Annotated in this window: 25 protein-coding genes and 2 pseudogenes; 22 read left to right on the top strand and 5 right to left on the bottom strand. The window is 49.1% G+C overall.

Translation table 11 applies throughout. The features are described 5' to 3' along the window. Nucleotides 1–107 precede the first annotated feature (107 nt). Both BLU97_RS11170 and BLU97_RS11165 read right to left on the bottom strand, forming a co-directional pair. Nucleotides 108–416, bottom strand: a complete 309-nt coding sequence (locus BLU97_RS11170; RefSeq protein WP_074761642.1) for a hypothetical protein — start codon at nt 414–416, stop codon at nt 108–110. Between the two features lie 4 nt (nt 417–420). Continuing rightward, complete coding sequence (locus tag BLU97_RS11165; protein ID WP_027449815.1) at nt 421–765, bottom strand: winged helix-turn-helix transcriptional regulator; 345 nt, start codon at nt 763–765, stop codon at nt 421–423. Between the two features lie 220 nt (nt 766–985). Between BLU97_RS11165 and BLU97_RS11160 the strand changes: the two genes are divergently transcribed. Genes BLU97_RS11160 through BLU97_RS11150 form a run of 3 tightly spaced genes read left to right on the top strand, consistent with a single transcriptional unit; the run spans nt 986 to nt 2,345 of the window. Beyond that, nucleotides 986–1,441: a cupin domain-containing protein gene (locus BLU97_RS11160; RefSeq protein WP_074761641.1), complete on the top strand. Its 456-nt coding sequence runs from the start codon at nt 986–988 to the stop codon at nt 1,439–1,441. Nucleotides 1,442–1,446: 5 nt separating this feature from the next. After that, complete coding sequence (locus BLU97_RS11155) at nt 1,447–1,899, top strand: pyridoxamine 5'-phosphate oxidase family protein (RefSeq protein WP_254771714.1); 453 nt, start codon at nt 1,447–1,449, stop codon at nt 1,897–1,899. 26 nt (nt 1,900–1,925) lie between these two features. Continuing rightward, complete coding sequence (locus BLU97_RS11150) at nt 1,926–2,345, top strand: ester cyclase (protein WP_074761833.1); 420 nt, start codon at nt 1,926–1,928, stop codon at nt 2,343–2,345. 42 nt (nt 2,346–2,387) lie between these two features. Here the strand turns inward: BLU97_RS11150 and BLU97_RS11145 are convergent. After that, nucleotides 2,388–2,546 (bottom strand): annotated as a pseudogene (locus BLU97_RS11145) (YjbQ family protein); the annotation flags it as partial. Here BLU97_RS11145 and BLU97_RS16090 point away from each other — a divergent pair. The 3 genes from BLU97_RS16090 (at nt 2,522) to BLU97_RS11130 (ending at nt 4,568) form a co-directional block, all read left to right on the top strand. Continuing rightward, a complete protein-coding gene (locus tag BLU97_RS16090) occupies nt 2,522–2,797 on the top strand; it encodes a hypothetical protein (protein WP_175456369.1) in 276 nt (91 codons plus the stop codon). The pseudogene BLU97_RS11145 and the gene BLU97_RS16090 sit on opposite strands and share 25 nt — an antisense overlap. A gap of 466 nt (nt 2,798–3,263) precedes the next feature. Further along, nucleotides 3,264–3,827, top strand: a complete 564-nt coding sequence (locus tag BLU97_RS11135; protein WP_074761832.1) for a flavin reductase family protein — start codon at nt 3,264–3,266, stop codon at nt 3,825–3,827. A gap of 9 nt (nt 3,828–3,836) precedes the next feature. Then, nucleotides 3,837–4,568: a DUF1349 domain-containing protein gene (locus tag BLU97_RS11130; RefSeq protein ID WP_254771713.1), complete on the top strand. Its 732-nt coding sequence runs from the start codon at nt 3,837–3,839 to the stop codon at nt 4,566–4,568. 40 nt (nt 4,569–4,608) lie between these two features. On the opposite strand, the gene BLU97_RS11125 is transcribed toward BLU97_RS11130, so the two are convergent. Continuing rightward, a complete protein-coding gene (locus BLU97_RS11125; RefSeq protein ID WP_074761638.1) occupies nt 4,609–5,424 on the bottom strand; it encodes a helix-turn-helix domain-containing protein in 816 nt (271 codons plus the stop codon). Between the two features lie 146 nt (nt 5,425–5,570). Between BLU97_RS11125 and BLU97_RS11120 the strand changes: the two genes are divergently transcribed. From BLU97_RS11120 to BLU97_RS11060, 15 genes and pseudogenes are all read left to right on the top strand, one after another. Continuing rightward, nucleotides 5,571–6,176 (top strand): flavodoxin, encoded by a 606-nt coding sequence (locus BLU97_RS11120; RefSeq protein WP_074761637.1) that lies wholly within the window; start codon nt 5,571–5,573, stop codon nt 6,174–6,176. 11 nt (nt 6,177–6,187) lie between these two features. After that, a complete protein-coding gene (locus BLU97_RS11115) occupies nt 6,188–7,033 on the top strand; it encodes an aldo/keto reductase (protein ID WP_074761636.1) in 846 nt (281 codons plus the stop codon). Beyond that, complete coding sequence (locus BLU97_RS11110) at nt 7,030–7,866, top strand: SDR family oxidoreductase (RefSeq protein WP_074761635.1); 837 nt, start codon at nt 7,030–7,032, stop codon at nt 7,864–7,866. The genes BLU97_RS11115 and BLU97_RS11110 overlap by 4 nt, the downstream gene beginning before the upstream one ends. A 47-nt stretch (nt 7,867–7,913) precedes the next feature. Next, a complete protein-coding gene (locus BLU97_RS11105; RefSeq protein WP_074761831.1) occupies nt 7,914–8,291 on the top strand; it encodes a nuclear transport factor 2 family protein in 378 nt (125 codons plus the stop codon). Between the two features lie 202 nt (nt 8,292–8,493). Beyond that, on the top strand, nt 8,494–8,853 hold the full coding sequence (locus BLU97_RS11100; RefSeq protein WP_139209012.1) for a hypothetical protein: 360 nt from the start codon (nt 8,494–8,496) through the stop codon (nt 8,851–8,853). A gap of 17 nt (nt 8,854–8,870) precedes the next feature. Further along, nucleotides 8,871–9,455, top strand: coding sequence for a hydrolase (locus BLU97_RS11095; RefSeq protein ID WP_074761633.1), 585 nt, complete (start codon nt 8,871–8,873; stop codon nt 9,453–9,455). Between the two features lie 5 nt (nt 9,456–9,460). Beyond that, a complete protein-coding gene (locus BLU97_RS11090; protein WP_074761632.1) occupies nt 9,461–9,718 on the top strand; it encodes a tetratricopeptide repeat protein in 258 nt (85 codons plus the stop codon). A gap of 38 nt (nt 9,719–9,756) precedes the next feature. Beyond that, a complete protein-coding gene (locus tag BLU97_RS11085; protein ID WP_254771712.1) occupies nt 9,757–10,542 on the top strand; it encodes an aldo/keto reductase in 786 nt (261 codons plus the stop codon). A 25-nt stretch (nt 10,543–10,567) separates the two neighbouring features. Then, nucleotides 10,568–10,705: a hypothetical protein gene (locus tag BLU97_RS16085; RefSeq protein WP_175456368.1), complete on the top strand. Its 138-nt coding sequence runs from the start codon at nt 10,568–10,570 to the stop codon at nt 10,703–10,705. Further along, entirely contained in the window at nt 10,702–11,784 is a 1,083-nt protein-coding gene (locus BLU97_RS11080; RefSeq protein ID WP_074761631.1) for an acyltransferase, read from the top strand. Before BLU97_RS16085 ends, BLU97_RS11080 begins: the two co-directional genes overlap by 4 nt. Before the next feature lie 91 nt (nt 11,785–11,875). Further along, entirely contained in the window at nt 11,876–12,820 is a 945-nt protein-coding gene (locus BLU97_RS11075) for an alpha/beta hydrolase-fold protein (protein WP_074761630.1), read from the top strand. 44 nt (nt 12,821–12,864) lie between these two features. Next, complete coding sequence (locus tag BLU97_RS11070) at nt 12,865–13,569, top strand: prolyl oligopeptidase family serine peptidase (RefSeq protein WP_139209011.1); 705 nt, start codon at nt 12,865–12,867, stop codon at nt 13,567–13,569. Between the two features lie 78 nt (nt 13,570–13,647). After that, nucleotides 13,648–14,268, top strand: coding sequence for a flavodoxin family protein (locus tag BLU97_RS11065; RefSeq protein ID WP_074761829.1), 621 nt, complete (start codon nt 13,648–13,650; stop codon nt 14,266–14,268). A 59-nt stretch (nt 14,269–14,327) separates the two neighbouring features. Next, nucleotides 14,328–14,453: pseudogene (locus tag BLU97_RS15855) on the top strand (sugar O-acetyltransferase); the annotation flags it as partial. 3 nt (nt 14,454–14,456) lie between these two features. Then, on the top strand, nt 14,457–14,996 hold the full coding sequence (locus BLU97_RS11060) for a flavodoxin family protein (RefSeq protein WP_074761628.1): 540 nt from the start codon (nt 14,457–14,459) through the stop codon (nt 14,994–14,996). A 167-nt stretch (nt 14,997–15,163) separates the two neighbouring features. Here the strand turns inward: BLU97_RS11060 and BLU97_RS11055 are convergent, their stop codons facing one another. After that, entirely contained in the window at nt 15,164–17,665 is a 2,502-nt protein-coding gene (locus BLU97_RS11055; RefSeq protein ID WP_074761627.1) for an alpha-L-arabinofuranosidase C-terminal domain-containing protein, read from the bottom strand. 174 nt (nt 17,666–17,839) lie between these two features. Here BLU97_RS11055 and BLU97_RS11050 point away from each other — a divergent pair, with 174 nt between their 5' ends. Next, the gene (locus tag BLU97_RS11050; RefSeq protein WP_074761828.1) at nt 17,840–20,284 is read left to right on the top strand and encodes an alpha-L-arabinofuranosidase C-terminal domain-containing protein; all 2,445 of its coding nucleotides are present in this window, start codon (nt 17,840–17,842) and stop codon (nt 20,282–20,284) included. Nucleotides 20,285–20,561 lie beyond the last annotated feature (277 nt).

Here is a 20,561-nt window from a genome sequence, read left to right as displayed (position 1 = left end):
TTTAGCGAGTTTAAATCCGTGCCAGTTTGACTTCAGCGATTGTCATTCTGGCACGGATTCTTTTAGCAAAACCTCGACATGAAGTGTATCGTGCCTAGGATTCAGAATCAGTCATAATACTCAATCTTCAGTTCCTCGCTGACATTGAAATCATCATGAAAGCCATCGTCATAGTTATAGATGATACGCATACCACGATAGGTTGAAGGGACTTTCAATACCTCAAGCAGATGCCATTTGGGCCGACCAAAATCGTATGATTCCCTGTCGAGCAGGATGCGGTTGGTAGTATAGTCGAAATGATAATAGCCGCCACCGATGCATTGATCGCCAGGTTTCAGCAGGTCTTTATGCTGATTGACCATGCCGAGGCGAAACACGCCATCCATTGTGATGATGAACTTGGGGAGTGCCATACCTTCAATCGGTTACCACTTCATTGAAATGTTCCTTGCCCCAAGCTATCAGAGCCGTAAGTGCTGGCATCAGCGATTTGCCTGTCTCTGTCAGGGAATATTCCACTCGGGGAGGGACCTCCGGATAGACCTCACGATGTACCAGATGGCTCTGCTCCAGGTTCTTCAGCGTCTGCGAGAGCATCTTCTGGGAACAGTCCGTCATCAGGCGACGAATCTCATTAAACCGCAATACCCCTGTCTCGCTGGTATGGAGCATATAGAGCACCAGCATAGACCACTTGTCGCCGAAACGACTCACTACTTGCCTGATAGGACAGGCTAAATACTCTGCTTTGATATCTGCCATAATTCATGATTTTAGTGCAAAGGTAACCAATAGTTACTGAATTACCAAATTACACTTAGTTAATCTAAGTTAATGTCACCTTCGCAGAAGCCCGATAACATCACAATTCCTACTTTTTGGTAACTATCTCACCAAAAAGTGCCTTCTTGTGGGAATGATTTTTTCGCTGTACCTTTGCAGCGTCAAAACGAACAAATAACATTTTAAACGAATAAGAATTATGAAACAGATTGAGACAATTAAGAGTGGAAAGAACTTCAGCGCAGTAAGCGTAGGTAAGATGAGTGAGATTATCGAGCACGTGCTCCCCATGGGACCGAACGTAACCATTCAGGGCAAGGTGTTCGCAGGTCAGGCCGTAGGTGCAACTGGTAGCGAACTGAGTTTCCAGACACTCATTCCTGGTCAGGACAGCGGTTTCCTGCACACCCACAAGACTCACGAGGAACTTTACATTATCCTGAAGGGTGAAGGCCAGTATCAGGTGGATGGTGAGGTATTCCCCGTCAGCGAGGGCACCATCATCCGTGTCGCTCCCGATGGCAAGCGTGCGCTGAAGAATACTGGCAGCGAGAACCTGACTATGCTCTGCATCCAGTACAAGGCCAATGCCTTCACTGAGGCTGACAGCCCTATGACCGACGGTGTAATTCTGCAGGAAGAACTGAAATGGTAAGCGAGATGTTCGACAAAGCAATTCAGTTCCTGAAAGACCACAAAGAGATTGCCTTCGCTACCAGCGAGGGCAATTTGCCTAAGTTGCGCATCTTCCAGATTATGAAGCAGGAAGGGCATGTGCTCTACTTCGCTACTTCTGCAAAGAAGGCTGTCTATCGGGAGTTACGCCAGAATCCCAATGTTGAGATACTGGCCTACGCAGATAATATATCCGTTAGATGTTCAGGGATGGTGAACTTCAATGTGGAGGATGATGTAAAGCGATGGATATACGAGAACAATCCCGTACTGCCCCGTCTTTATACGAGCTATGACCAGATGGAATATTTCTGTCTGCCAATAGCAGAGATGGACTATTACGATTTATCTCCGACACCGCCCGTATTCCAGCATTTCGACCTCATTGCAGGCGAGGTTGGACAAGGTTTCGTAGGCGAAAAATTCAAGAACAATTAATTATTTCACTTTTAATGATTCAAGATATGAATACAAACAGACAACTCATTGAGCAATTTCTTCAGTTTATCAACACAGGTGATGCTACCATTGGCAAACCGATTATTAGTGACGACGTTATCTTCTACGCTCCTACTTCACCAGAGCCAATGAAGGGCTTTGAGGGGTATATGAGTGTGCTGGCTATGATGCGTGGCGCAATGCCTGATATTCAATGGAAGATAGAGGAAACCATTTCCGAGGGTGACAAGATTCTAGTGCGCTACACAATGACAGGCACACAGACGCAACCACTGATGGGCATGCCCGCCACAGGCAAGAAAATCTGTGTAACGGCCATGAACATCTATGAATTCAAGGACGGAAAGATTATCCGTGAGCATGGCTTACCTGATATGTTCTCACTCCTAATGCAACTTGGGGTGATTCCTGCTCCAGGACAGTAAAAAAATCCGCAATCTCAATAAGGTTGCGGATTTTTTATATTCTTATTCGCCTATGATTGTCACTACCAACTCCCTGGAACCACCATAATTGCGGTACTCGCAGAAGTAGATGCCCTGCCAGGTTCCCAGATTCAAGCGTCCGTCAGTAATGGGAATAGTGAGGCTGACACCGCTCAATGTTGACTTGGCATGAGCAGGCACAGCGTTACAGCGATTTCGTCAGCATGGCTCACGACAAGCGGATGCTATTACTGGAGTTTGGTGTAGGTTTCAACACGCCCGTCATCATCCGTTTCCCATTCGAACAGATGGCTGCACGATTCCCAGACACCACGCTTGTCCGCTTCAACCGCGATTATCCCCAGCTGACTACACAAGGCATCAGCCGATACGTGGCTTTCTCCGAAGGCGTGGAGCAAATCCTGTATGAAAATACGGTGTACCTTCCTTGATGCCCATCTTCTTAGCCTCGTTGAATCACCCTCCACGTCACCATAGAACGAGGCTTCAGGATGACGGATATAGTCACGGTTGAAGTCCTGCGTCTCATGCCTATAATCATCAGCCGGACTGGGAAATCCTGCTGCTACACCAGCATGTTCCAGTTCCAACTTGGTGTCGAACACACACCTCTCACTATCTTGATGTTACCCATCTATAAATCCTAATTATTCTCAATTCTCGGAGCAGCGAACGCCAATATGCTTGCATGATTGGCTGAGTCGTGACGAGATTCAACTTTTGTTAAAACTGATGGCAAAGATAGCGATTTTACGCTGATTATTGGTAAATTTGCAACAAAAGTTGCGAAAATGGGCTGCATCTCAGCAAAAAGCAAGCTTTCTGCATTCGATTTGCACCATCTTTGCCACCATATTTAAATGTATTTATGCAAAAGAGAATTTAAAAACAAATATTATGAAGAGTTTTAAGTCTACAGCGTGGCTACTGCCACAACCAGTGCTGATTATCGGCACTTACGATAAAGAAGGAAAGCCCAATGCCATGAATGCTGCTTGGGGAGGTCAGTGGGATATGCATGAGATTATGATCTCACTTGGTTCGCATCAGACTACGGACAACCTTGCCGTTAATCCTGAGTTCACAGTTACCTTCGCAACTGCTGACACTTTAGTAGCATCTGACTATGTGGGCATCGCCAGTGGCAGGAACACCCCTGACAATATGCAGAAAGCGGGGTGGACTATCGAGAAGGCTCCCAATGTGAATGCACCTGTATTCAAGGAGTTTCCTATGACGCTTGAATGCCGTGTAAAGCAGAAAATTGACGAGAGTGAGACCGGCTATTTCCTCGTAGCTGAAATCGTGAACATCCTCTGTGATGAAAACTACCTGGCAGAAGACGGAAAGCCCGATGTGGAGAAGATGAAGTTGATCACGTTCGACCCAGTTCATCACACTTACATCCAGCTAGGTAAGTCCATAGGTAACGCATTTGCAGACGGCAAACAGTTGAAATAAAAACGTCATATGAAAAAGAAACAATTCTCAATATTATGCATTGGCCTCATACTGACAGCATGCGGACAGCAGAACAAAAATGAAACGACAATGGACTTCACAGATGATGTTCAGACAGCACTCGCCGACAGCGGGCGCATTGATTTAAACAGCCTTCAATGGACACGTGAGCCAAAGGGCTACGAGGTAAAGGGCGACACCATCCTTATCACCACCGCACCAAAGACCGACCTCTGGCAGCGCACTTACTATCACTTCCAGAACGACAACGCCCCCGTTCTGCAGATGAAGACCCGTGAGAAATTCTTCAGTTTCGTGGTGAAGACCGACTTCACAGGCAGTCACCATCGCTTTGACCAGTGTGGTATCGTGATGTATCTTGGCAGCGAGAACTGGCTGAAAGGCTCGGTGGAATACGAGAACGATGAGTTTCAGCATCTGGGTAGCGTAGTGACGAACAATGGCTACTCCGACTGGGCCACGACGGCTATTCCCGCAAACGTGAAAACCATGTGGTATCGCTTCTCCCGCCGCGAGGATGACTACTGCATTGAGTGCTCTTCCGACGGACAGACGTTCAGTCAGATGCGTGTCTGCCACATGCCTGCTGCCGCCGATGAAATCAGCTTCGGCATTTATGCCTGCTCGCCCGAGGAGTCCTCATTCACAGCCATTTTCTCCGATATGAAGATTACCGAATGTGCCTGGCAGGCTCACGATGGTCAACAGCCTGACGAGTAAATTCCAATTTGACAAGTCCCTTTATTTGTACCTTTTCACTTTATTTCGGCTGAAGACTCTGGCGATACTCGCTGGGCGACAGGCCAAGATGCTTGGTGCAGTAACGGCTGAAGTATGAGAGCGATGTAAAATTCATCGCATCGGCTATCTGGGTGAGGGACAGGCGTTCATCATTCAGATATTCTTTTAATATAGGTACGGTGTGTCGGTCGATGTATGAGGTGACACTGTGTCCTGTCACGCGCTTGATGGTGGCCGAGAGATACTTTGGCGATACGTTTAGTCGCTCTGCGTAGTAGCTCACATCACGCTCCGTTCGGCTGATGCCGGTGGCAAGCAGAGCCATCAGTTGTTTCACGATGTAGGCTGTGCGGTCGGTATGGGTGTCTGTTGCATCACGCCCAGCATGGGCCTCGAAGATGTCGTACATCATCGTCAGGCAGAGACTGCCCATCAGTTCGCGATAGAACTGCAAATGGCTGTCGTCCTTGCGGTCACGAAGACGATGGAAGTCATCCTGCAGATGTCGTGCCTGTTCATCTGTCAGTTTGATGACGGGGTCTTGGTTCAGCGAGATACTGCCTCCGATGCTGTAGTTGTTCGACGGCAGCAGGTTCTGTAGAAACTTGTAATCGGCAGCAAACCATTCTACCTGCAAGTCTGCATGTGCCGCCAGGTTGCTGATACGATCGGGCATCGGTATCACAACCAGGTCGTTTTTCACGATGTGATAGCAATGCTCGTTGAACACAAAACTTGCCTCACCTGCCAAGCAAAGCAGATGCATGCAGGTGTGGCTCAACTCACGGGCATTCATCCCGTAGAAGTCTGTGGAATATTGAAAATCAGTACTCATATCTTGCCTTTTGCTGCAAAAATACACATTATTTTATATATAAAAGAACGATTTAGGCAAAAAGTGAAAATTGTGAAGTAATTTGTGAAACAAAAGTATCAGGAAATCGTCGTAACTTTGCACCCAAATTCAAAAGTATATTTAAAATGAATTTCAAAAGTATCATCACAGCCGCCATAGCATTGCTGATTTCCACAGCTTGCAGCGGTGGCGCAAAACAGGAGAAAGTTATGGCAAAGGACGGAAAGGCATTAGTAGTGTTCTTCTCACATGCGGGAGACAACTATGCAGTAGGAAACATTGAGGTGGGCAACACGAAGATAGTGGCCGACTACATCACGGAATTGACCGGTGCAGAGCAGTTTGAAATCGTTACGCATAAGTACGACGGGATGGCTTATACACCACTCATCAATCTGGCGAAGGAAGAGACCAAGAAAGGCGAATTGCCAGAGTATGAGGGCGACATTGATTTGTCAAAGTACGATACGGTGTTCATTGGTGGACCTGTATGGTGGGGCACCTATCCGCAAGTGATGTTCACCTTCTTCAAGAAGCATGCTAACGACCTGAAGGGTAAGACCGTCATTCCTTTCACCACTCATGAAGGTTCTGGATTGGCCAACTGTGTGGAGGATGTGAAGGAAGCATTCCCTGGGGCAAATGTTACCAAGGGCTTCAGCATCTATGGTCACGAAGTGCGTACGGAAAAGAAAAAGGTCGAGAAGTGGTTGAATGGTTTAGGATATTAACGACGAATAATATGGAATACATAAAACTATACAATGGTGTTCAGATGCCGACATTGGGCTACGGTGTGTTTCTTGTAAGCCCTGAAGAGTGTGAGCGTTGCGTGAGTGATGCATTAAGTGTAGGCTATCGCCTGATTGATACGGCACAGGCCTACCAGAATGAGGAGGGCGTTGGCAATGCCTGGCGCAAGGCTGGACTGAAGCGCGAGGATCTGTTCCTTGTAACAAAGGTCTGGATTTCGAACAACGGCGAGGAAAAGGCCGCCAAGAGTATCGATGAGAGTCTGCGCAAATTGCAGACGGAGTATATCGACCTGCTGCTCATCCATCAAGCCTACGGCGACGTGTTCGGTACTTGGCGGGCGATGGAGAAAGCCTATCGTGCTGGCAAGGTTCGTGCCATCGGTGTGAGCAACTTCCAGGCTGGCCGTTTCTTCGACTTCGCCCACTATGTGGAGCTAAAGCCGATGGTGAACCAGTTGGAGTGTAACACCCTCTCTCAGCAGACAGGCATCGAGCCGATTCATGGCGAGTTTGGCACCAAGATGATGGCATGGTATCCACTCGGTGGACAAGGTACTGACGGCATCGTGAAGAGTGAACTGCTGGCAGCTATAGGTGCTAAGTACAATAAAACAGCTGCCCAGGTTGCCCTCCGCTGGCTCACCCAGCGCGGCATCGTAGCTATTCCCAAGTCGAGTCATAAGGAGCGTATGGCGCAAAACTTCGACGTCTTCGACTTCTCGCTGAGTGAGGATGATATGGCTCAGATAGCCAAGATGAACCAGCACGATGCAGGCACCAGAGATTTCGGTGACCCGCAGTTTGTGAAGTACTTGATAAAGACATACGGATGATGAAACAGGTATCAGTATTAGTGGGTGCTGGCAGTATCGGACAGGCTATTATCCGTCGTGTGTCGGCTGGTAAGCACATCGTGCTGGCAGACTACTCCATAGAGAATGCTCAGCGAGCAGCAAAGACGCTGGAGGATGCAGGCTTTGAGTGTTCAACTATCCAATGCGACCTCGGCTCAAAAGAGGACATTTTGAAGTTGGTGGAGTTTGCCACCAACAAGGGAGACGTGACAAATGTTGTCAATGCTGCTGGTGTATCGCCGTCACAGGCTCCTGTGGAAGAAATACTACGCGTAGACCTCTATGGAACAAGTGTCCTGTTGGAAGAGTTCGGTAAGGTGATCGCAGAGGGTGGCTCAGGAGTGATTATCTCATCACAGAGCGGTCATCGTCTTCCTGCTTTGCCACAGGAGCAAAACGACGCATTGGCAACAACTCCCGTGGATGAACTGTTAGATTTGCCATTCCTAAAGGAAATCAACGACACGCTGAAAGCATACCAATACTCGAAGCGTTGCAATGTGCTCCGGGTGATGTTTGAGGCTACCCGCTGGGGGCGTCGTGGAGCTACCATTAACTCTATCTCACCAGGTATCATCATCACGCCATTGGCTAACGATGAACTGCATGGCCCGCGCAAGGATGGTTATCTGAAGATGATAGAGGGCATGCCAGCCCGTCGTGCAGGAACGCCAGACGAAGTGGGCGATATGGCTGAGTTCCTAATGTCCTCGCGCGGACGTTTCATCAGCGGTGCCGACTTCCTGATTGACGGAGGCTGCACAGCTTCCTATTGGTATGGTGACCTGCAATATCTAAAAGCGACACATTAATGAACCGCCTTATTACGATATTGTTTTTGGGAATAACAACAATCACCATGCAAGCAAAGACGGACAAAGAACAGATAGAAACTCTCTATCGAGACATGTACGAGGCTATGGTGGCAAAGGACACGGTGGTACTAAACCGTGTCCATGCCGATAATTTTGTGCTGACTCACATGACAGGGATGCACCAGTCGAAGCAGGAATACATCAAGGCGATCACCAATGGTACACTAAACTATTTTTCTGCAGAACATGAGCAGATGGAGATCAAAGTCAGCGGCAATCATGCTACGCTGACAGGTCGCAGCCGAGTTACTGCAGCTGTTTTCGGAGGCGGACGTCATACTTGGCATCTGCAACTCACGTTCCAGTTAGTTAAACGTAACGGTCAGTGGATGTTCACCAATGCCAGAGCATCAACATATTAAACTCCTGCTGTGGTTACCCATGTATAAATCCTAATTATTCTTAATTCTCGGAGCAGCGAACGCCAATATGCTTGCATGATTGGCTGAGTCGTGACGAGATTCAACTTTTGTTAAAACTGATGGCAAAGATAGCGATTTTACGCTGATTATTGGTAAATTTGCCACCATATTTAAATGAATTTAGGCAAAAGTGCAAAAAGGAATGGACGTAACTGAGTTACATGACGAAGAAAACCTGCTGGTTCAGCTTCAGGACAGATGGGAGAACTACGGCAGTCTGGATGCGATTGTCGATACCCATGACCCGTTCACCCTTGAAGGTGCGCCAAGGTTTGAACTGTCTGAGAAGATCGACAGTCTTCTGAGTCATGCACTCACTGAGGATGAGAACCTGCTGCTTCGCCAGACGCTCGGCATGGGCTGTAAGCAACGCTCCGTAAAGAGTCTTGCCCAACAGATGGGGACCACTCAGAAAGCCATTCAGAAGAAGCTCGTCTCGATTGTCGAGAAACTACGGTATCACGACGATTCCATCGAGCTCTGGAAATATCTGAATCGATAAAATAACTATTAAGGATTATGGAAAGTATCATCACGAGAGAGGCAGCCTGGGAGCTGCTGAGAAAGTATAACAAAGACCCGTTTCACCTGCAGCATGCGCTGACAGTGGAAGGTGTCATGCGCTGGTATGCCGAGCAGCTTGGGTTTGCCAGTGAAGTGGACTTCTGGGGAATGGTCGGGCTGCTGCATGACATTGACTTTGAACTATATCCCGAGGAGCATTGTATCAAAGCCCCAGAACTGCTGCGTGAAGGTGGCGTTGGCGAAGAAATGATCCATGCCATCTGCAGCCACGGTTATGGCATAACCGTAGACGTGAAGCCAGAGCACCTGATGGAAAAGGTACTCTTTGCTACCGATGAACTGACGGGACTGATATGGGCTGCTGCCCTGATGCGCCCTTCGAAGAGCGTTCAGGACATGGAACTGAAGTCGCTCAAGAAGAAGTACAAGTCAAAGGGCTTTGCCGCAGGCTGCTCTCGCGAGGTTATTGAACAGGGAGCAGAAATGCTGGGATGGCCGTTGGACGAGGTGCTGCAAAAGACCCTTGATGCCATGAGGGACTGTGAGGCCCGTGTAGCAAGTGAGATGGAGGAAATTTAATACCTATGCCAAAGGAACGAAACAAGGCAGACGGCTATCGTGAGAAGGCTTACGAGGGTGACACCAAGGCAATGAACAACCTTGGGGTCTGCTATGAGCGTGGCACAGGCGTAAAAGTCAGCCTTGAACTGGCTTTCGAATGGTATATGAAAGCCGCTGAGCAGGGCGATGTCTATGGATGCTTCAACGTAGGCGAGTGCTATTCCCGTCGTTGGCGGTGTACCTGCCAAGGTGATAAAAAAGATAGAGGCGTAAACAGATGATGGAATATAAGGTTTTGAATAATGGCCTGAGGATGCCGATGGTCGGGCTTGGGGTCTATAATATCTCCGATGGGGAAACCCAGCGAGTAGTGGAAAATGCCGTGTCGGTAGGCTATAGGAGTATCGACACTGCTGCTATGTACTACAACGAGAAAGGCGTTGGTGATGCAGTTCGGGCATGTGGAGTTCCCCGTAAAGAACTGTTCATCACGACCAAGATATGCGATTCCTGCTATACGAGGGAGGAAACACTGCGCACAGCCCGCCATTCCATGAAGCAGTTGGGACTTGACTATGTGGATTTGATGCTGATTCACTGGCCTGTCGGAAATCCAACCGTCATGTGGCATACGCTCGAAGAACTCTATGAGCAAGGCGTGTTCAAAGCCATTGGTGTGTCAAACTTCTATCCCAATACGTTCCCCAAGATTGTAAATGATGCAAAGGTGATGCCTGTTGTGAACCAATGCGAGACCCATGTGCTCTATCAGCAAAGGAAGATGCTGGAATACCTGAAGCCGTACAACACGGCATTGGAAGCATGGAGTCCGCTGGCAGAGGGGAAGCACGGCATCTTCAGGAACAAAACGCTGACGAATATCGGCGAGAAATACGGCAAGACATCTGCACAGGTGGCCTTGAAGTTCCTGATTCAGAACGGCATTGTCATTATCCCAAAGACAACCCACAAGGAAAGGATGGTTGAGAACATCAATCTCTTTGACTTCAACCTGACAGATGATGACCTCCAAGAGATCCGCTTGCTTGACACTGGCAGGAATGTCACGGGATGGCCCTCGGATGCGCTGAGGCACGAAGTATAGGCAGAATAAACTTAAACATATTATTATGGAAGAAAAGAAATTAAAAGCGATGTTCTTCAATGGTAGTCCGCGAAAGAACAAGAACACTGCTGACATGCTTCAGAGTGCAATGCGTGGAGCAGAAGCCAAAGAAAAAATAAATAGAAAATACAAAACAACATGAAAGAGCGAATAGCATTTGTTGATTACATCCGCGTCATTGCCTGCCTGCTGGTAATGGTAGTACACGCCAGTGAGCAGTTTTATAACATGGGACCGATATCCCAGGTAGTCAATGAGGACAACCGTCTTTGGGTATCTATCTATGACGGCTTCTTCGGGCGCATATCCGTACCGCTGTTCATGATAGTCTCGGCCTTCTTGCTGGTGCCGATGAAGCCAGGTATGACAATGAGCCAATTCTATCATCGTCGTTTCCTACGCATCCTTCCCCCCTTTATTTGTTTCTTGGTGCTGTATGCCCTATTGCCAGCCACTTGGGGCGGATTGACATGGGATGATGCTATCGAGCAACTGAAGATGGTGCCCTTCAACTTCCCACTATGGGGCGGTCATCTGTGGTTCATGTACCCGCTCATTAGTATCTACCTCATCATACCCGTGGTGTCGCCCTGGCTCGAAAAGTCCAGCGCGAAAGACGAACGGATATTCCTCGGCATCTTTGCCTTCTCCACGCTCATCCCTTGGCTGCATCGCTTTGTGTCGCCCGAACTTTGGGGTGAGTGCTTCTGGAATCAGTATTCTGCCCTGTGGTACTGCTCTGGTTATTTAGGCTATCTCGTATTGGCTCACTATATCCGAGTACACTTGAAGTGGAGTAAGCAGAAAAAGTTGACCATTGGGGCAATCAGCTTTGTCATAGGCGGTCTGTTTACTGCATGGAGCTTCTGGTGGAAGGCCGTGCCCGGCTTGCAGATGGAAACGCCGATGATGGAATGGTCGTGGGAGTTCTGCACACCCAATGTGTTGCTTGCCACCTTCGGATCCTTCCTGCTGTTCAGCTGCATCCAGAAGGCTCCCCGATGGATTAACAGCCTTGCCAAACTCACCTTTGGTATGTATCTGATGCACATTTTCTTCCTGACTTTTATCGCAGAATGGATCATCAGCGGCGATGTTGCCAACCCTATACTGCCCGTATGGTTTGCCATTCCCGTTATCGGACTGCTTACATTCCTGTGCTGTGCAGTTACCACAAAAATTATCTCGCTGATACCGGGCAGTAAATACATAATCGGTTAAATTCCAATTTATCTGTTGGAACTGAATAACAGTTAATTTTAAAAGGTCTTGGTAGAGACCAGAGCCGTGACTCGAAACACTCCAAGAAAATATGAAGAAAGTAATGTTTTTGCTGGCAGTAGGAGTGATGTGCCTGACAGCCTGCGCCCAGAAGAAGGGCGGTGAACGTGGTCCTCGCCAAGGTGGCCACATGGTGATTAACAAAGATTCTGACAGTGTTTTCGCGGCATTGAAGCAAGAGACACTAGGAAAGTTCAAGCAACTGACGTACAACGACAAACAGACAGGCAAGACAATGGAGTATAATCTGCTGGTTCCCGAAGGTGCCGAGGCAGGTCAGAAACTCCCCTTAGTGCTCTTCATGGCTGATGCCAGTACTGCAGGAAAGGAAGTGACGGCTCCGCTCACGCAAGGGTATGGTGCCTTGGAGTTCGCTTCAAATAGAGACCAGCAGAAGCATCCCTCTTTCGTGCTGGTGCCACAATATACCGACTGGGCCGTACAAGACGACTGGAGCACCACCGACGAGGTGGAGATGACAATCCGACTGCTTCAGACCGTCTGCAAGGAATACAATGTAGATACCAACCGACTATACACCACAGGACAGTCTATGGGAGGCATGATGTCGTTCTATTTCAATATCACGCATCCTGAACTCTTTGCAGCCTCATTGTTTGTCAGCAGCCAGTGGGACACCTCGAAGATGCAGGACTTCGGCAAGAAGCATTTCTTCTATATCGTGGCTGGCGGCGACCAGAAAGCATCGGGTGGCATGAAAGATTTGGCTGAGGTGATGAAGGAGAACAATGCCCGTGTTGACTCCACATCATGGAGTGCAAAGCTTCCAAGCGAAGAACAGGAACGATTGGCCGAGGAACTGATAGCCAAGGGCGGCAATATCAACTTCATCAAGTGGGAGGCAGGCAGTGTACTCCCTGAATCAGGCAAGGGTATGGAGCACATGGCATCTTTTGACTACGGCTATAAGATTGCAGCCGTCAGGGATTGGCTGTTCAGGCAGAGCAAGAAATAAATTTCTAAAAGACAAACAGATAAATCTGAATTTACGCCTCAGTTATGAAAAGATATATAGTATTACTCACAGCCCTTGTCATTAGTCATTTTGCAATGGCTCAGGATTTCAAGCCGATGGAGCATAATGGGCTGCTCTATCAAGAATTGGTTTTCTGTAATGACGTAAAGGGCAAGATTCCTTTGGTCATCTACCTTCATGGCAGACATGCCAGTGGAAACGACAATCAGAAGCAACTGTCTCAGGCTGGTGTCCAAGAGATAGACAAATACCTACGGAAGAACGCTATTCCAGCCTACTTTCTTGTTCCACAATGTCCAGAGGACTATGAGTGGGACGGACGGAACGGCAATTCTGGCTACACAGACAAAGTGGTGGATTTGGTAACCTTTTATCTGAAGACAAAAGATATTGATATGAACAGGATTTATATATGCGGCGCATCTATGGGTGCATGTGGCACATGGAAAATCTTGAAGGATAATCCCAAACTATTTGCAGCTGCTTTAATCGCTTCAGGTCAGGCCCAACATGAAAAGCCTTCTGACTATACGGACACCCCTTTATATGTGACTGTAGGCTCGGAAGAAAGGAGTTATAATGCCCTGAAATGGTTAACTACAGAAATCCGCAAAGCAGGAGGAAACGTAAAGTTTGACGTTCTGTTTGGGCAGAAACATCGCAATGCGTGTGACAATGCCTTTTCGACAAAAAGAATAAAGTGGCTGTTTTCACAAGTGAGAGATTAGGTAAATTCCAATTTAGCGAACTATAAAATAGAGTAACTATTAAATTAACATTTAGGTTAAACAAAAAACAATAACATGATGAAAGTATTGTTATTAAACGGAAGTGCCAACAAGAATGGCAACACTTTTACTGCACTATCGGAGATAGCCCGTCAATTGGAGAAGAATGGTGTAGAGTCGGAAATCATGCAAATGGGCAACAAGCCTGTACGTGGTTGCATTGCCTGCGGACAATGTAAGGCGAAGCAATTAGGGCATTGTGTCTTTGATGACGACATCTGCAACCGTATCGTTGAAAAGCTCAATGAGGCCGATGCGCTCATCGTGGGTTCGCCTGTCTATTATGGTCAGCCCAACGGTGCTGTAATGGCAGTTCTGCAACGTGCCTTCTTCTCAGGTGCCCAAGTACAGAACAAGCCTGCGGCAGCGGTAGCTATCTGCCGTCGTGGTGGTGCTACGGCTGCATACCAGACGATGAACATGATATTCGAGATGAAGAACATGCCTGTGGTTACTTCGCAATATTGGAACATCGCCTACGGCTTGGCACCCGGTGAAGTAATACAGGACACAGAGGGAATGCAGACCATGCGAGTGCTTGCCGACAACATGGCCTGGTTACTGAAGAAGATTCACGCCAATGGTAATCCCGATTATCCTGAACGCGAAGAGTGGCAAGGCATGAACTTTATCAGATGAATCAGAGACAATGACAATACAAGAATTTCGTGATTACATGGCATCGGGCAAACCCGTCGTTGGCAGGCGTGACCATTGGTGATGGAGCTGTGGTTGCTGCAGGTGCTGTAGTCACAAAAGATGTTGAACCGAATACGATTGTTGGAGGTGTGCCAGCAAAGGTGATTAAAAAGATAGAAGAATAAAATATGAAAAAGGTTATTGTTATTTCTACGAGCCTACGTCATGGCTCAAACAGCGACATACTCGCCGACCAGTTTGTGGAAGGCGTCAAGTCTGCAGGAAACGAGGTGGAGAAAATTTCTCTCGTTGGCAAGAACATCCAGTTCTGCAAGGGTTGTCTGGGTTGCCAAAAGTTAGGGCGTTGTGTCATCAATGATGATGTGAACGACATCATGGCCAAGGTGCTGAAGGCTGATGTTATCTGCTGGGCAACACCTATCTACTATTACGAGATGAGCGGCCAGATGAAGACCCTCATAGACCGCATGAATGCGATGTATGAACAGGATTATGCGTTTCGTGATGTCTATCTGCTGACTACGGCTGCAGAGGATGAAACCGAGACTCCGAAGCGTGCAGAGACGGGGTTGACGGGCTGGATAGACTGCTATCCCAAGAGTCGCCTGGCAGGAACGCTTTTCTGCGGAGGTGTGAATGACCCTCGTGAGATTGAGGGCAATCCGAAACTGCAGGAGGCTTTTGATTTAGGAAAGAGCATCGGCTAAGACAATGAAGAGTAAAATGGTTGCTGGCGAAACCAAACGGCTGAGCCGAGCGTACGGAAGCTGATATGTCACAGACAGATGAATCAGAATATATCTGTTAAATTGCACTACCTAAATCATCTGTGCCAACTGCTATATTATTGCCTAACTTTTATATAAACTTGTTTTTATAACTCTATCACACGGAAAGTGTAAGGGGGTAGCGTGAGGGCGTTGGGGCCTGCTACTCCTTGCTTCATCTCAAGCGTCTGGTCGGTGGGCTGACCGCTGAACTCCTCGGTCTTGCTGTCGGCTGGGATAGTGAGGCCGTTGGCTTTGATGGTGAGCTCTACGGGCAGGGCGTTTACCAACTTGAGATAGCGACGGCCGGTGGCACTGTGGCGAACCAGACTGACGCCTACGCGATGTTTAAGTTCGGGGGCAATCTGGATGTCGGTGCTCACGTACTTGTCGCCACCATATACCGAGAACATGCGCTGAACATGGTAGGCAGGGGTGGGGCGGACTTCGGTGTTAGAGAAGTAGATCATGTCGGGATCCCAGTTGTGGTGCTTATCCTTGGCCAGCATCGGGGCGTAGCTGGTCATCTCTACCACGTCGCCATTGCGCTCAACATCGGTGAGATAGAGGGCTTCGGCCAGTGCGGTCTCGATATTGGGACGCTTGACATTGGTTGAGGCTGCATATTCGCCAAGATAAACCTTAGGCATGGTGCGATCGTAACCGTCGTAATAGTTGCGATGGTGCATGAACCAACCGGTTGACTCGTAGTAGTGCTCATCAACCATATACTGCAGCTCGGGATGGCGCTTGGTGAAGTCCCATCCTTCGACGTAATCGGCACTTGGGGCGTGGAAAGGTCCTACGGTGCCACAAATCTTAATCTCGGGATGTTTCTGACGGATGGCCTTGCAGATCATCTCGTAGCGCTCTTCGAACACGGTGCCGATGATGTCCTCGTTGCCTATACCTATATATTTAAGGTTGAATGGGGCGGGGTGACCGGCATCAGCGCGAAGCTTGGCCCACTTGGAGGTGGCGGGATCGCCATTGGCCCACTCAATCAGGTCGAGCAGCTCCTGGATGTAAGCTGGCATCTGATCCATAGGGATGCCGCACTGCTGACCGCCTATACCCTGGGCGTTGGCGGCTGAGTTCTGGCATGGAACGCCTGCTGCAAGCACTGGGAGTGGCTCGGCACCGATGTCTTCGCAGAACTGGAAATACTCGAAGAATCCCAGTCCGCGTGTCTGATGATAGCCCCAGATATTGAAGTCGGGTTTGCGGTCCTGAAGTGGACCTACGGTGTGGTTCCAATGGTAGATATTGTCGAGGCCCTGACCATGGCTCATGCAACCGCCTGGGAAACGGACGAACTTGGGCTTCAGGTCGGCGATGACCTGAGCTAAGTCGCGACGCAGACCGTTAGGACGGTTCATAAATGTTTCTTGTGGAAAGAGCGAAATCATATCGAGTCCCACACGGACGGACTTCTGCGGAATGATGGCCAGACGGGCCTTGGTGCAGCTCTTCTTGGTGCTGAGCACGCAGGTGTACTGTTGCCAATCGGTGCCCTGGGTTTTGAGTTTGCTGCTGGCAAGTATGGTGCCATCGGTGCCTATTAGCTGAATCGTGAAGTTCTGCTTCTGACCGTCGGCCAGAACATACATCGAGAAGTTGTACTTATGGCCGGCCTCTACGGCGATGCCATCCCAACCCTCGTTCCACAGTGTGTCGGCAGCAATCACAGCATAGTGGTGATTGTTGCTGCTGAGTGGGTGCTGGGTGGAAATATCGATAGGACTGGCTGAGTGCCAGGCGGTGGTGGCGTTCCACTCGCGACGATCTTTTGCGTTGTATTCGAAGTCGCGGTTCTGAATCAGTTCGGCATACAGACCGCCATCGGCAGCATAGCTGATGTCTTCGAAGAAGATACCTATCAGTTTGTCGCTGATGGTCTTCTCGCTGTTGCTCACGTGAAGTGTGGCTGTCACAGGCTGATGGGACAGCAGGGAATTCTTGGCATCGTCGTGCATGCGCTCACTGCTGAGACGTGCGTCGGCCTGCAACTGTTGGAAGTGACTAGTGATGGTGCTGAGCTCCTGCGCTGTGATGTCGAAGGTGTTGCCCTCGTGCAACTTGCCTGCTATGGTGGCGGTGTCGCGCGTCCAGGCAGCCTGATCGATCAGGCTCTTCTGGTCTTTGCTGAATTGACGGAAGTTGCCCGATGCAGATACCCAGCGCTTGTCGCCGGTCTTCGTCTGATAATAGATGTCGAAGGTGCCATTGTCATTGGCAAAGACTACCGGCTTGAGGCACTGTGGCGTTGACATCACAGGATAGTCTTGTGGGCGCCAGGTTACCAAGTTGCGGCTATAGGCTGCGGCAAAGAGTGGTGAACTGTCGTTGACCTGAAACACCAGGCGCCAGGTGCCATCGGCAGCGCGGGCCACTGAGGGGTGGTACATGCGCTTCTCGGCTCCCCATGTGCCATAGTCGGACGAGCACAGCTGACCCATCTCCTGCCAACCGTTGGGGGTGAATTGTGCTACATGCAAGCCGGCGTGCTCACCTGGGCTATAGACAAACACGCGCTTGGTGGTCTGAGCGCAAACGCTGATAGACGCTGTGGCGAAAATGCCTAAGAGGTAAAATCTTGATTCCTTCATTATTATTGTGTCATTAATTCTTTGAGGATGCAAAGGTAATGAATTATAGCGTAAAAATGCAAGTGAAATTCAGAAAAAGTTGCTTGGGAAGGAAATATCTTCAAAAACTTTTGTATATTTGCACCTGATATGATTATTACTATCTTTTTAAAACGTTACTATTTTGGAACTATTATGAACTGTAAAAAATCGCTCTTTATGGCCTGCTGGGCTGCTATGGCTGCCACTGCACAGGCTCAGATAACCATTGATATCGATGCACAGCAGCGAGGCCCTAAGGTGAGCCCCATGCTTTATGGAATCTTTTATGAGGATATCAACCATGCCGCTGATGGAGGCATCTATGCCGAACTGATCAGAAACCGCTCGTTTGAGGATGGACCGCGCTTTGGTGCTCCTGCCGACATGCAGGGGTGGGCTACCGTGGCTGCAGAGCCTTCTGTGTTGGCCGCCCGTCTCATTCAAGACTCGAAGAAAACGCCTCTGCTCAATAGTGCCCAGCACCATGCCCTGCAGTTGGATGTCAAGGCATCACCAGCTGCGCCTGTAAGTCTGATTAACGAGGGCTACTGGGGGATTAACGCCGTGCAGGGACGCACCTATCGCCTGTCGTTCTGGGCCAAGGCGCCAGCCTATAGGGGCACCGTGAAGGCAGAACTGCGCTCGGCCGACGGAAAACAGGTGTACGCTCAGCAGCAGGTGGCTGTATTCGCCGCTGCTAAAAAGCGGGGGTGGACAAAATACGAGGCCACGCTGACCGCTCTTGACAATGATGCCCAGGCGCAGTTCGCGCTTGTGTTCGATGGTGTAGGACAGGTGCAGCTGGATATGGTGAGCCTCTTCCCACCCACATTCCGCAATCGTGAGAACGGTATGCGTCCTGATTTGGCCAACATGCTGTGGCAGTTGCATCCTAAGTTTATGCGATTCCCTGGTGGTTGTTTCGTGGAGGGGCAGGAGAGTCCCGACAATGCCTTCCGCTGGCAGCGCACCATCGGTCCTGTCGAAGAGCGTGAAGGCCACTGGAATGTGAACTGGGGCTACCGTACCACCGACGGACTGGGGTATCATGAGTATCTGCAGTTGGCTGAGGATCTGGGAGCCAAACCGCTCTACGTGGTGAACGTGGGGATATGGCACGGCGGACAAACACCTTACGATAGTATCCAACCATGGATAGACGAGTGCTTGAATGCGCTGGAGTATGCCAACGGTCCCGTCAGTTCCAAGTATGGAGCCATGCGTGCCAAAAACGGTCATCCAGAACCCTTCGGAATAGAATATCTTGAGGTGGGTAATGAGAACAACCAGCCCGATCCGCGGCAGCAGAGCGATCACTATTACGAGCGTTACGAACAGTTCTACAATGCTATCAAGGCCAAATATCCCGATATGAAAATCATAGGCAATGTGGTGGCTTGGGGCGATGATAATCCGAAATGGGGCAGCAGTCTGCCCGTGGATTTGTTGGACGAGCATTATTACCGCTCGCCCGACTGGTTTGCTGATGCTTTCCACAAATACGACAGCTACGACCGCCAAGGACCTAAGGTGTATGTGGGTGAATATGCCGTGACCAATGGCTACGGCACGCTGGGCAATATGAATGCTGCACTGGGCGAGGCCATCTATATGATGGGTATGGAGAACAATGCCGACGTGGTGGAACTGGCATCTTATGCCCCTATCTTCGTCAACGAGAATGATGCCCGTTGGCGCCCGGATATGATACGCTTCAGCAGCAGTCGTGCGATGGGTACTCCGAGCTACTACGTGCAACAGCTCATGCCACAGCATCTGGGCACGCAGGTGCTGAAAGTGCAGCAAACTAATCCTTATAAAGATAAGGTGGTGAAACAGATTACGCCAAAGCAGAGTAGAGTGGGGTATGGTACATGGAACACACGCGCCACTTTCCAATGTGATAAAGAGGTGGACTGCATGTATGGCGACTGGCAGATAGAGGGTGGCATGCTGCACCAGACTGGACATAAGGATGCCACGCGCTGCATTCAGAAGGATGTCATAGACGGCGATCACTATACCTGTAAGTTCCGCTGTCGCAAAGACGAAGGGGCCGAGGGCTTTATCGTCATCTTTAACTATGTGGATGACAAGAACTACTGTTGGGTGAACCTTGGCGGATGGACCAACTCGCAGCATGCCATCGAGCAGATTAGCAATGGCGGCAAACTGCTGACCGACAGTAAGCGTGGGCGCATTGAGGCAGGACGCTGGTATGATGTTACCCTGCAGGTGGCAGGCGACAGTGTGAAGGTATGGCTCGACAATGAGCAGCTGTTTGATACTTTGCTCAAGCGCGACCACACCAAGGGCATCTACTCATCGGCCACCATCAACGACGCCACTGGCGAGATTATTGTAAAAGTGGTGAACAACGATGATGCTGCCACCACAGCTCGTATTAGTCTGAAGAACTTTGCGCCAAGCGAAGCCCGAGTAGTGAGGTTGGCAGCCAACGACGGTATGGAGGAGAATACGCTCCAGCAGCCCACAACCATTCATCCCGTAGAGCAACAACTCTCGACAGCTGATGACCACGTGATGCTAACCGTGCCCGCATATTCGCTGAACATCGTCACAATAAAAACGTCGTGACTGCGAAACAGGCTCTTTTTCTCATTTTTTTGTGATTTATTTGGTGGTTTAATTTGAAAAGTGTATTTTCGCAGCAAGAATAATTATTGAAAAGTGTAGTTTTTGGCCTCCAAAACCTATTGAAAAGTGTAAAAAACGTCATAAAAGGTGGTACGTACCCCACTTAAAATGGTGGTATGTATGATAAACACAAAAAAAGAGACATCGTTTAGGCGATGTCTCTTGGAGGGTGCCCGGTGGGACTCGAACTTGTGACAATATATTTCATTATATTCCA

The organism is Xylanibacter ruminicola, from assembly GCF_900107775.1.
Classification (GTDB): domain Bacteria; phylum Bacteroidota; class Bacteroidia; order Bacteroidales; family Bacteroidaceae; genus Prevotella; species Prevotella ruminicola_C.
The sequence above is the reverse complement of the archived record's forward strand: the minus strand, read 5'-3'. Positions and strand labels throughout refer to the sequence as shown.